This window comes from Sorangium sp. So ce375, assembly GCF_051473855.1.
Classification (GTDB): domain Bacteria; phylum Myxococcota_A; class Polyangia; order Polyangiales; family Polyangiaceae; genus Sorangium.
In genome coordinates, this window is the sequence record NZ_CP150335.1 from 8,810,143 (window position 1) to 8,823,211 (window position 13,069).

Below are 13,069 nucleotides of genomic sequence, written 5' to 3' on the forward strand. Positions count from 1 at the left end.
ACCTCCCTCCCCCCGCGGCCCACTCAAAACCCGAGCTCCGTCAGCCGCGCGAGCAGGAGCGCCTGCAGCGGATCATCGCCCGACGCCGCAGGCTGCGCGTCTCTCCTCTCGCCCGCCGCATCTCCGCTCGCTGCGCCGCCGCTGCCCGCCGCCGCCCCCGGCCGATCCGGCGCCTCGCGAGCCTCGGCGAGCTTGCCCTCGAGGTGCGCGGCGAGCGCCTGCAAGGTGGGGTAGTTCCAGACCAGCGTCGCAGGCAGCGCGAGGCCCGTGGAGACCTCGAGGCGCCGCCGGATCTCGAGGGTCATGTGCGAATCGATGCCGTACCGCCCCAGAGGCGCGGCCGGATCGAGCACCGTGGCTCCGAGCCGCAGCACCTGTGCGATCTCGCCGCGCAGATACTCCAGCAAGCGGGCTCTCCGCGCGGGTCCCGGCGGGAGCGCGGCGAGCTCTGCACGAAGCGGCGGAGCGACGGCGGACGAGCGGGGCTGCCCGAGCTCGCACAGCAGGCGCGGACCGAGGTGCAAGGGGTGAGCCTTGTCCCAGCGCCGCCAGTCGATCCGCGCCACGAAGGCCTGGCTCCGTCCGTCCTCGAGCACGCGGCCGAGGAGCTCGAGCGCCTCGTCGGCCGAGAACGCCCGCAGACCGTGCTCCGCGAGGGCCGCTGCGCTCCGCGCTCCGCCCGCGCTCTCGGCCAGGCCGAGCCCGCCCCACAGGCCCCAGTGCACGACGAGCGCAGGCAGGCCGAGGCCACGCCGGTGCTCGGCGAGCCCCTCGAGATACGCGTTGGCCGCGGCGTACGCCGCCTGCCCGGGCTGTCCGAGCAGCGCACCGATGGAAGAGAACAGCACGAAGACGTCGAGGGGCTCACCCCTCAGCGCCGCATGGAGGTTCGCGGCGCCGTACGATTTGGCTGCGAGCGTCTCGCGCAGGGCGAGCTCCCCGAGATCGCGGATCAGGGCGTCGCGCACGACGGCCGCGGCGTGGAACACACCCCGCACGGGCGCGCGGCCGGCTGCCCGGCGCGCTTCGAGGAACTCGTGCAGCGCGCGGGCATCGGTGATGTCGAGCGCTGGCGCTTCCACCTCGACCCCCCGCTCGCGCAACCCGGCGAGGGCCGTCGAGCGCGCGTCGTCCGCGGGACCGCGTCGGCTCAGGAGCGCGAGGTGCCTCGCGCCGCGCTCGACAAGCCACCGCGCCGTGCAAAGGCCCACGCCCCCGAGCCCGCCGGTCACGACGTAGGTCGCGTCCGGACGCGCCCGGAAGGCCGCTCGTCTGCTCGTCGAAGGGGCCCGCACGAGGCGCGGCACGAGTCGGTCGCCGCCTCGCAGCGCCACCTGGTCCTCGCCGTCATCACGCAGCAACGCCTCGAAGAGCGAGCGCGCGGCCTCGTCGGGCGCGACGCGAGGATCGAGGTCCACAAGCCCGCCCCAGTGCTCGGGGTGCTCCTCGGCGACGACGCGCCCGAGCCCCCACACGGCGGCGTGGCCGGGCTCGACCGGGCCCTTCCCCACGGCGTGTGCGCCCCGCGTGACAAGGAAGATCCGGGGCGTCCGGCCCTCCTGCGCGGAGGCGGCGCAGGCCTGCGTGAGGCTCACGGCGCTCGCCACGAGGGCCTGCGCGTCGGTGGCATCGAGCGCGCGCAGATCGACGATCCGCGCGGCCGCGCGGAGCGCCTCCGGCGAGGGCAGCTCGCTCCACGCCTCGCAGGGCACGGACGCGGCGCGCAGGTGCGCGACGAGCGCGGTGCCCACGCCCAGGCGATCGTGGAGCACGAGCCAGCGCCCTGGCGTGGCCCCGCGCTGGCCTTGCGGTCCCGCTTGCTTCCATGCCAGCTCATGGATGCATCCGTCGAGATCGTCCGCGGCGGTCCCGCTCGCGACGCGAGGGTGGAGCACGAGCGACGCGACGGACCACACGGGCTGCTCCCGCTCGTCGAAGGCGGCGAGCGAAGAGGTCCCGCCCTCGCCGCGCGCGACATGAACCCACCGCGCTCTCCAGGGCGCCTGGTACGAGCGTACCCCGGCCGCTCCGACGAGCACGGGGAGCGCCCCCTCGAACAGCGGCACGAGCGCGTGCAGAGACGCCTCGATCGCCGCAGGCGCGAGGTCCTCGTCCCCCTCGGGCCCCTCCTCGAGCGCCGCCAGGACCTCGTCCGCGGAGCTCCAGACCCTCGCGATGCGCGGCGCCTCCGCGGACACGGTGAACCCCCGCTCCGCCGCGACAGCGTACAGCGAGGCCCCCGAGCTGGGCTCGATCCCCTCGAGGCGCGCGCGAGCCGCACGAAGCGCCTCGAGGCCGAGCTCCCTCGCTGGAGCACGCCGCCCCGTGGCGCGCGCGACGCGCTCCCAGCCCTCGTCGCCCGAAGAGACGAACAGCTCGATCTGCAGGAGGCCGTCTGCGCCCTCGAGCGCGCTCGTCTGCACGTGCAGCTGCCCGTCGAGCTTCATCGGAACAGCGCGCTCGAAGGCGGCATCGTCGAGCATCACCTCCGCGCCGAGGACGGCCTCGCACGCGGCGAGGAGCCGCGCGAGGGTGCTCGATGCCGGAAGAAGGGCGCTGCCATCGACGGCGTGCGTGAACGCCGTCGGCTCTCGCTCTGCGCTCAGCGCGGCCTGCCAGACACGGAGCCCCGGCCGCGCGGCGATCCTCAGGGCGACGCCGAGCAGCGCGTCCTCTTTCTGGCCCCCCGCGTGGCCGCGGCCGAGGGCGAGGCGCTCGTGGGCGAGGAGCGTCGAGCGAGGGAGCCGAAAGGGCCGGCGCTGGAAGGGGTACGTCGGGGCGTCGACGGGGCGCGCGCGCGCGCCGAGCAGCCGCGCGGCCGTGAAGTCCGTCCCGGCGCAGAAGAGCTCGCCGCAGGCCGCGAGCACGCTCGCCAGGCCGTCGTCGCCGCGGTGGAGCGCGGCGATGACGCGCGCCTCGCCCGCGCCGGACGCGGCGAGCGCCTCGCGCAGGGCAGACGAGAGCACCGGGTGCGGTCCGATCTCGACGAACGACGAGGCGCGATCGTCGTCGAGCGCGCGCGCCACCGCCTGCGCGAAGCGCACGGGCTCCCGCAGGTTCCGGAACCAGTAGCCGTCGCTCATCTCCGCCCCGTCGCAGCAGGCGCCGGTGACCGTGGAGTACAGCGTCACGGCGGCGGATCGCGGCTTGAGCCCGGCGAGCGCGTCGAGCAACGGCGCGCGCAGGCGCTCGACGCCACGGCTGTGGCTAGCCACGTCGACGGCGACCCGTCGGCAGTACACGTCGCGGCGCGCGAGCTCGGCGAGCAGCGCGTCCAGCGCGGCTGGCTCGCCGGATACGACGGTCGTGCGCGGCCCGTTGTACGCGGCGACGGAGATGCGCCCCTCGTGCGCCGCGAGGACGTCGTGCGCGGCCTCCGCAGAGAGCTCGACGACCGCCATGCCCCCCGTCCCGCGTAGCTCCGAAAGGAGCGCGCTGCGCCTGCAAATGACGCGCGCGGCGTCGTCGAGCCCCAGCGCGCCCGCGACCACCGCCGCGGCGACCTCGCCCATGCTATGGCCGATCACCCCGTCGATCAGGGCGCCGCGGCGACGGAGCAGCTCCGCGACGGCTACCTGGATCCCCCACAGGACCGGCTGCAGCAGGCCGATCGGCGCCGCTTCGACGTCGCCGTCGCGGAGCATCGCCAGGAGGGCGTTGGCCCCGAGGTAAGGCGCGCACGCCGCGTCGCAAGCGGCGAAGGCCTCGGCGAACTCGGGGGCCTCCCTCATCAGCGCGCGCGCCATGCCGGACGACTGCCCCCCCTGGCCGGAGAAGACGAGCACGACGCGCGACCGATCGCCCTGCGAGGTCCCGAGGCGCGCGCCGGGGTGCGCGGCGCCGGCCGCGACCGCGGACAGCGCCTCGGCGATGGCAGAGGCCCCATCGCCGACGACCGCCGCGCGGTGCTCGAAGCGCGCCCGGTGGTCGAGGGCGGTCGTGCAGAGCTCGAGGAGCTCCGCTGGGCGCTCACGCACGACGCTCGCCCAGGCGGCAGCGAGCTCTCGCAGCGCGGAAGGGGAGCGCGCCGACAGCGGCAGGAGCGCCGCGGCCGGGGCGCTCTGGTCCTGCGAGGCGGCGCCCGGCTCGCTCGGCGGCGCGCCCTCGAGGATCGCGTGCGCGTTGGTGCCGGACCACCCGAACGCGCTCACGCCCGCGAACCGGGCGCCCTCGCGCGGCCAGCGCTCGAGCTTCGCGGGGATCTGCAGCCGGGTGCCCGAGAGGCGGATGTGCGGGTTCAGCGAATGGAAGTGGAGATTCGGCGGGATCTCGCCGTGCTGCAGGCAGAGCACGGCCTTGATCACGGCGGCGATCCCGGCCGCGCCCTCGAGGTGGCCGAGGTTCGTCTTGAGGGCGCCGAGGAAGCACGGGGACGCGCCGTCGCCGAGGACCTCGGCGAGCGCCTCGACCTCGATCGGATCCCCCAGCGACGTCCCGGTTCCGTGCGTCTCGATCAGGGCGATCGCGGCCGGATCGATCTGAGCTCGCGCGAGCGCGGCGCGGATGACGGCTCGTTGCGCGGGGCCGCTCGGCGCGGTCAAGCCGCTCGTCCGGCCGTCCTGGTTGACGGCCGTGCCGCGGATGACGGCGAGCACGCGCTCTCCGTGCGCCGCTGCGTCCGGGGCGCGCCGCAGCACGAGGGCGCCGCAGCCCTCGCTCCGGACGATGCCATTTGCGCGCGCGTCGAACGCCTTGCATCGCCCGTCCGCCGAGAAGAGCCGGCTCTTCGACGAGGCGATGCCGAAGAGCGGCGACAGCACCGCGTTGACGCCCGCGACGACGGCCATGTCGCACTCGCGCGCGGCGAGGCTCTGGCAGGCCAGGTGCATGGCCACGAGCGACGACGAGCAAGCCGTGTCGACGACGATGCTCGGGCCGTGGAGGTCGAGGGCGTAGGAGACGCGGCCCGCGAGCATGTTGTGCGCCGTGCCCGTGCCCGTATAGGCGTCGATGCCCTTCGGATCGGCGAACTGCATCCAGGCGTAGTCGCTGCTCTGGCTGTGCGCGCCGACGAAGACGCCCACCGAAGCGCCGCGCAGCCGAGGGCCGACCCACCCCGCGCGCTCTAGCGCGGTCCACGCGACCTCCAGCACGAGGCGCTGCTGCGGATCCATGCGCTCGGCCTCGCGCGGCGAGACGGCGAAAAAGTCGGCGTCGAACGCGCCGATCTCCTCGAGAAACCCACCCCAGCGCGTGCTCATGCGCCCGGGCCGATCCGGATTGGCGTCGAACAGAGCGCTCGCGGGCCAGCGATCCGGCGGGATCTCCGTGATCGCGTCCCGGCCTCGGCAAAGCAGCTCCCAGAGGGCTTCGGGGCTATCCGCCCCAGGAAAGCGGCACGCCATCCCGATCACCGCGAACGCCCCCGAAGGGCCGGAGGAGGGAGACGGGCCACCGAGCCTGCCCTCGAGCAACGCCCGCCGCTCCGGGGACAACCGCGCGACCCGCGACCCGTGCTCATCGTTCATGCGCTGGTTCCTCTCATCTTCGCGAGGCGGGCGCGCACCTCGTCGTCGGACAGCCCATCGATCTCGTCGAGGAGCGCGCCGACGTCGGGCCCTCGCTCCACGTCGGCGCCCTGCTCCTCGTCGAGGTCGAGGAGCCCGCCGAGGTACGCGCAGAGGTCCTTCAGCGTGGGGTGATTGAAGATCATCGTCGCCGACAGGGGCGCCCCGATCCCTCCTTCGATACGCCGCTTGAGCTCGAGCGCGAGCAAGGAGTCGACCCCGAGCGCCCGGAGAGGCGCAGCGGCGTCGATGCGGCCGCCATCCATGTGCAAGACGGCTCCGATCTGCGCCCTGACGAAGGCCGCGAGGCGCTGCCGTCGCTGCGCCGGGGTTCCCGCGAGCTCGAGCGCGGGACGCGCGCCCGTCATGGTCTCACGCGCCCCGGGCGGGCGCGCGTCGAGCAGCGGCTCCTCCGCGGGCCCGCCCCTCGCGGCGAGAAAGGCCTCCGGCCGGAGGTCGAGCGCGGCGACCACCGAGGCCGAGCTCGACAGGATCGCCTCGAGCATGTGCAGGCACGTCGACACGGGCATGGCGCGGATCCCCTGACGTTCGAGCCCCGCTCGGGTCTTCGCCTCTGCCGCGAGCCCGATGTCGGCCCACGCGCCCCACTGGATCGAGGTCCCCGGAAGGCCGAGCGTTCGACGATGGCGCGCGAGGGCGTCCAGGAAGGCGTTGGCGGCGGCGTAATGGGCCTGCCCCGGCAGCCCGAGCAGCGCGGAGACGGAGGAGAACAAGACGAACAGGTCGAGCGCTCGCCCCCTCGTCGCCACGTGGAGGTTCCACGCCCCCGTGACCTTCGGCGCGAACACTGAGGTCACCGTGGCGGGGTCGAGCCGCTCGAGCGGCGCGTCGGCGATGACGCCGGCCGCGTGGACGACGCCGCCGAGGGGGCCGAGCGCTTCCTCGATCCGATCGAGCGTGCGCGCGATCTGCTCCGGATCTGCGACGTCGGCCGCGAAGACGCGCACATCGGCGCCGGCGCCCTCGAGCTCCGGAGGCACGCCCCCTCCGCGCCTCCCGACGAGGGCGACGCGCTGTGCCCCGGCGGCGATCAGCCACCGGGCGACCGCTCTTCCCAGCCCCCCGAGCCCCCCGGTGATCACGTAGCACCGATCCGGGCGGAGCAGCGGCAACGCCGCCGTCTCCGGGGCGCGCACGACGAGCTTGCCCAGGTTGTCGCCGCGCAGGAGCGACCGCAGCGGCTCCTCGGCGCGGACCAGCGGCGCCACGGCGAGGGGGAGCTCGCGCGCCCACGAGGCCCCTGTCCAGGTGAGCGCCGCGCGCAACAGCTCCCCTGCGCGCGCCGGATCGACGGTCAGCCAGGGGAGCAGGTCGACGGTCGAAAAGGAGCAATTCCCCTTCAAATGCCAGAGATCGATGGCTGTGTGCGCGAGGAGGTCGCGCTTGCCGATCTCGACGAACCGGCCGCCTGGGGCGAGCAGGCTCAAGCTGAGGGGCAAGGCCGCGCCCGCGAGCGAGTTCAGCACGACATCCACGCCGCGCCCCCCCGTGTGCTCGCGGACGGCCGCCGCGAAGGCGTCGGGGGAACGCGAGTCGGCCACGCACGAGATCCCGAGCCCCCGGAGGTAAGCCCGCTTCTCGGGCGTACCCGCGGTCGCCAGCACCTCCGCGCCCAGCGCCCGCGCGATGTGGACGGCGCAGAGGCCGACGCCCCCTGCGGCGCTGTGCACGAGCACGCGCTCGCCCCGGCGCACCCGCGCGACCTCGACGAGCGCGTGGTGCGCGGTCATGAGCGCGATGGGCAGGGCGGCAGCGCGCTCCGCGGGGAGCGAGGGCGGAGACGGCAGGACGAGGGCGGCCTCCGCGAGCACGTGCGTCGCGAGGCTGCCGCGCGCGACGGCCACGACGGGCGCGCCGGGCTCGAGGGAAACTCCCGGACCCGCGGCGACGACCGTGCCGGCGCACTCGAGCCCCAGGGGGACGGCCGCGCGCGGGCCTTCGGGGGAAGCGCCGATGAGCGCGAGCGCGTCGAGGAAGTTCAACCCCGCGGCCGCGACGGCGATCTCGACCTGCCCGGGTCCGGGAGGCCGACGCGGCTCCGTGCGCAGGGCGGGCCCGGTTCCCTCGTCGGCCTGGGCGTGGAACGAGAGCCGCTCGTCGGGAGAGCGCCGCGGGGGGATCTCCGGCGCCGACGCACGACCCAGCCGTGCGACAAGGCATCGCTCGGCCTCCAGGCGGACCATGCGCTCGCGCGGCGAGCTCGCGAGGAGCGCCGCGAGCCGGTCCATCGTGCTCGGAGCGAGCTCTGGCTCGACGTCGACCATGCTACAGCCGAGCTCCGGGTGCTCGCACGCGACGACCCGCGCGAGGCCCCAGAGCGGTGCGCCTGTCAGCGCGGAGGAGCCCCGCGCGGTCCAGACCCCTTCCGTGACGATCCAGAGCCGCGGTGGATGACCAGGGCGAGCCGCGTCGAGCCAGGCGCGAACCCACGCGAGAGCGTCGTCCAGCGCCCGGCGTGCCGCGTGCGCGAGCTCGGCCGCTGCCGAGGCCGCCGCGACCGCGCCGCTGGAGATCCCGCCGAGGTAGACGAGATCGGTGACGGGCTCGCCCGAGGCGAGCTCTTCAACCGAGGCGAGAACGTCGGTTGCGCCGGTCCCGATGCAGCGGCCGTGAAACCCGATCTCTCGCCCCCGCGCCGCGAGCGCCCGTCCCAGGCCCCGCGGATCTCCCCCGACGACCCACCTCCCCGAGGAACGGCCGCTCCGAGGCGGCAGCGCCAGCGGCTCCCAGGCGAGCTCGTAGAGGGCAGGCCCTCCGGCCCGCAGCTCCTGGAAGCGGACCCCGCGCAGCGCGAGCACGAGCGCTCCGGACGCATCGTACAGGCCCACATCGCCACGGGCGACGCCCGCTTCCGCGTGGACCTCGACGTGCGCCCACGCGCCCCCGGAGGGCTTTCCCTGGAGGAGGACCTCGTCGATCGCGACGGGGAGGGCCAGCTCGACCGCGCCGAGCCGCGGCTCGCCGCCGGGGAGCATGAGCAACAGCGCCTGCAACGCTCCATCGACGAGCGCTGGATCGAGCGCGAGGTCTTCTGCTTCCGGCCGTCGACCGCCGCCGATCCAGGCGAGAGCTTCACCCGGCCCGAAGCGGAGCTCGTCGATGACCCGGTATCGCCTTCCGTGCTCGATCCCGCGACGAGCGAGCGCCGCGTAGAGCTCTGCGCCGTCGAGCCTCCCTTCGAGCTGCGATCGTTTCGCCGCCACGTCGAGCTGCCGCGCGTCGCGGCGGCCTGGGCCCTCGACGTCGGCGCGGGCGTGCAACGTCCATCCGGAGTTGTCTGCCGACGCGCTCGAGAGGCGCAGGTGCGCGGACGCGGGCCCGGTCGTGAGCCGCGCCAGCTGCGTCGTCGTCACGCCCTCCTCTGGCACGGCGAGCGCCTCCGGCATCTCCAGACGCACGATGCGCTCGGCGGCGTCGGGGCCGAGCCGCAGCGCCCCGATGGCCATCGCCACGATGCCGGCGGCCGGGACGATCACCCGTCCGCGGACGAGGTGGTCGTCGATCCATGGCTCTCCGCGCCCCAGGGTCCGCTGCCAGAGGCGCACGCCAGGCGCGTGCGCAGGATCGAGCGCGACGACGCGCGGCGATCCTCCCGAAGGGACGCCTGCGCGCGGCCGGGGAGACCAGGAGCGCTCGCGCTCGAAGGGGAAGGGCGGCAGCGAGACCACGGCGCCGGGCCGGGCCACGCGCGGGAACGCAATGGCAGCGCCGCCCGCGAAGAGGGCGGCCACGGTGCGGAGGAGCGTTGTGCGCTCGGGGACGCCGCGCTCCATCGAAGGGAGCACGGCGGCGGTCGCGCCGGCCTGCTGAACCACGTCGGCGAGCGCGGGCAGGAGCGTCGGGTGCGGGCTGATCTCGACGATCGCGTCGTAGCCATCGGCGAGCGCCGCCGTGACGGCCGGGGCGAGCAGCACGGGCTCCCGCAGGTTGCGCGCCCAGTAGTCGGCCCCGAGCGGCTCGTCGCTCAGGCGTCGGCCGAGGACGGTCGAGTAGAAGGGGCTCGCGACGGCGCGCGGCTGGAGCGCCTCGAGCTCGGCGCGGAGGGGATCCAGCAGCGGATCGACGAAGGCGCTGTGCGAGGCCACGTCGACGTTGATGCGTCGACAGAACAGGCCTCGCCGTTGCAGCGCCGCGAGGCAGGCGTCGATCGCCGCGGGCTCGCCGGCGAGGACGCACGCCCGGGGGCCGTTGATCGCCGCGACGCACAGGCCGGGGACATCGCGCACGAGCGCCTTGGCGGCGTCGGGGGCGAGCTCGACCCAGGCCATGGCCCCGCCGCGGACGCGCGACAGGAGCCGACTGCGACGGCAGATGACGCGCCCCGCGTCCGCGAGGTCGAGGCCCCCCGCGGCGACCGCAGCGGCGACCTCGCCCATGCTGTGGCCCACGACGCCGCTCGGGTCGACGCCGAAGCTCCGCCAGAGCGCGGTGAGCCCCACCTGAATCGCGAACAGCGCCGGCTGCACCTGGTCCACGCCGCTCGGTGGGCTCTCCTGGTCCAGCCAGCGGAGGACCGACGCGCCGAGCTCGGGCTGCATCGCCGCGTCGCACGCGAGGAGCGCCTCACGAAATACGGGCTCCTCGGCGAAGAGCTTCGCCCCCATCCCCGGCCATTGCGAGCCCTGACCGGGGTACACGAAGAGCACGCGCGGCGGGCGCGCCGCAGGCCGAGCGTCCGGAGCAGCCGCGACGGCCTCGAGCCCGGCGCGCAGCTCGTCGAGGTCGAAGGCTTGCACCGCTGCCCGGACCTTCTCGTGGTCGCGGCGAGCAGCGCTCGTGTAGGCGAGATCGAGCAGGCGTGGCGCATCTCCGCGATCGAGGCGCGCGACGAGCGCCTCGGCCGCGCGCCGGAGCCCGGCAGGTGATGGGGCGGAGAGCGCCACAAGGGCCGCGTCTGCCTGGCGCGCGGGGGGCGGCGCCGGGACGAGCTCCGCTGGCACGCGCTCCCAGCGGACGTGGGCGCCGGCGCTCGCGAGCGCGGCGGCCGTCTGAACCAGGGTCGCACGGGGATCGTCGCCGCGGCGCATGGCCGCGAGCACGACCGCTGCCCGGCCCGAGGAGCTCACGATTTGCCGCAGCGCTTGCTGCAGGATCGGGTGGGGGCCGAGCTCGACGAAGTGCGTGCAGCCGTCGGCGAGGGCCACGTCGACCGAACGGGAGAGCTGCACTGGCCTGCGCAGGTTGTCGGCCCAGTACGAGGCGCCGAGCTCGCGCCCATCGACGGAGCGTCCGTGGAGGGACGAGATCTGCTTCAACGCCCCCGCGCGCGGCGCGATCGGGGCGAGGGCCTCCCTGAGCGCGCCGAGGACCGGGTCGATCCGCGGGCTGTGCGCGGCCACGTCGACGTCGATGCGCGCGGCGAACACCCCTCTGCTGGCGAGCGCCGCGATGAGCTCGTCGAGCGCGCCGGCGTCGCCCGAGAGGACCGTCGAGCTCGGACCGTTGTACGCGCCGATCCACACCCCGGATCGGTCGGCGATCCACGGGTCCACCGCGTCGGCTGCGAGCTCGACGAGCGCCATGCCCGAGCGCGTGGCGGTGCGCCCCTGCACCGCGCTGTAGTGGTGCACGGCGAGGCACGCATCCTCGAGGCTCAGCGCGCCGGCGACGTGGGCAGCGGAGAGCTCGCCGATGCTGTGTCCGATCACCACGTCAGGCCGCACGCCCCAGTGCTCGAGCAGCGCGGCAAGGGCGACCTGCACGGTGAAGATCATCGGCTGCACCAGATCGGTGAAGCCCAGGCGCGGATGCTCGACGAGCCCCGTGAGCAGCTCGACCAGCGAGACCCCGAGGTGCGGCGAGAACGCAGCGTCGCACGCCTGCGCGGCAGCCCGGAACACGGGCTCCTGCGCGAGGAGGGCGCGCCCCATCCCCCGCCATTGCCCCCCCTGCGGCGCGAAGACGAACGCGATGCTCGGCGCCGCTTCGCTGCCTTCACCGGCCCCTGCCCAGGCGATCCTCGCCGGGGGCCTGCTCGTTCCCTCGAGGATCGCGTGCGCATTTGTGCCGCCCCATCCGAACGAGCTCACGCCCGCGAGGAGCGGCACGCCAGCGGGCCAGGCCTCGTGCTCGGTCTGCACGGTCAGCCCGAGCTCGCGGAACGGGATCAGCGGGTTCGGGTCCTGAAAATGCAAGCTCGGCGGGAGCTCGCGCCGGTGCAACGAGAGCGCGACCTTGACGAGCCCGGCGATCCCGGCCGCCCCCTCGAGGTGCCCGATGTTTGTCTTGATCGAGCCGATCCGCAGCGGCCTCTCCGCGGGCCGGCCTTGCCCGTACACGGCGCCGACGGCCTGCGCTTCGATCGGGTCGCCCAGGGCCGTGCCGGTCCCGTGCGCCTCGACGTAGGCCACCTCGGCCGGATCGACGCCCGCGCGAGCGCACGCCTCGCGGAGGAGCGCCTCCTGCGCGGCCGGATTCGGGGCCGTGAGGCCATTGCTCGCTCCGTCGCTGTTGACGGCGGTGCCGCGGATCAAGGCATAGACCCGATCTCCGTCGGCGAGCGCGCGGACGAGCGGCTTGAGCACCACGATCGCGGCCCCTTCTCCGCGCCCGTAGCCATCGGCGCGCGCGTCGAAGGCCTTGCAGCGCCCGTCCGGCGCGAGCCCCCCGAATTTCGAGAGCGCCACGTGCGTCTCGGGGGCGAGCATCAGGCTGACGCCCCCCACGAGCGCCGTCTCGCACTCGCCGCTCCGCAGGCTCTGGCACGCCAGGTGGATGGCCACGAGGGACGACGAGCACGCCGTGTCGACAACCAGGCTCGGGCCGTGCAGATCGAGCACGTACGACACCCGGTTCGCGATGATATCGAGCGCGCGGTGCCCGGTGCCTGCGTGCGGCGTGATCCCGGCCAGATCACCGTCGTGCAGCGCCGCGTAGTCGAGCCAGATCGCCCCGATGAACACACCCGCGCGGCTGCCTCGAAGCGTGGAGGGGCGGGCGCCGGCGTCCAGGAGAGCCTCCCAGGCGAGCTCGAGCACGAGGCGCTGCTGGGGATCCATCGATGCCGCCTCGCGCGGCGATATGCCGAAATGGCGAGGGTCGAAGGCGTCGACGCTCTCCAGGAAGCAACCCCGCCGGACGTGAGATTTCCCCTCCGTGGTCGGATCGTCGTCGAAAATCGAGGGGGGGAAGCGATCCGCGGGCGCCTCGCGCGTCGCCTCCCGGGCGTCGCGCAGCAGGTCCCAGAGCGCCGCCGTGTCGTGCGCCCCCGGAAAGCGGCAGGCCATTCCGACGATGGCAATCGGAGCCTGCGTCGCGGAGACCGCTCGATGGAGGCGCTCACGCTGCACGCCCGCGAGGTGACGCGCGAGCAGCTCCGGGGTCGCATAGGTCCAGAGGAGCGTGGGAGGGAGCGACCGCCCCAGCGTCGCCGCGAGCTCGGCGGCGAGCCCGACGGCGCCGCGTGAATCGAGGCCGAGCTCGCGGAAGCTCGCGCGTGGGTCGAGCGCGCTCGCGGAGACGCCGAGGCGCGCGCCGAGGCGATCGAGCAGCAGCTCGTGCAGGGCGGAGGGGTCGAGCGGAGGGGGCGGGGACACGTCGAC

2 protein-coding genes are annotated in these 13,069 nt (G+C 74.7%); both read right to left on the reverse strand.

Going from position 1 to position 13,069, the window contains the following annotated elements; translation table 11 throughout:
• Positions 1-23: 23 nt before the first annotated feature.
• Positions 24-5,468, reverse strand: coding sequence for a type I polyketide synthase (locus WME90_RS32670; RefSeq protein ID WP_437275957.1), 5,445 nt, complete (start codon positions 5,466-5,468; stop codon positions 24-26).
• The gene (locus WME90_RS32675; RefSeq protein ID WP_437275958.1) at positions 5,465-13,063 is read right to left on the reverse strand and encodes an SDR family NAD(P)-dependent oxidoreductase; all 7,599 of its coding nucleotides are present in this window, start codon (positions 13,061-13,063) and stop codon (positions 5,465-5,467) included. Before WME90_RS32675 ends, WME90_RS32670 begins: the two co-directional genes overlap by 4 nt.
• Between the last annotated feature and the right edge of the window lie 6 nt (positions 13,064-13,069).

Excerpts from the sequence above, each read along its gene's own strand:
- WME90_RS32670 (WP_437275957.1), bottom strand. The coding sequence starts at position 5,468 with ATGAACGATGAGCACGGGTCGCGGGTCGCGCGGTTGTCCCCGGAGCGG.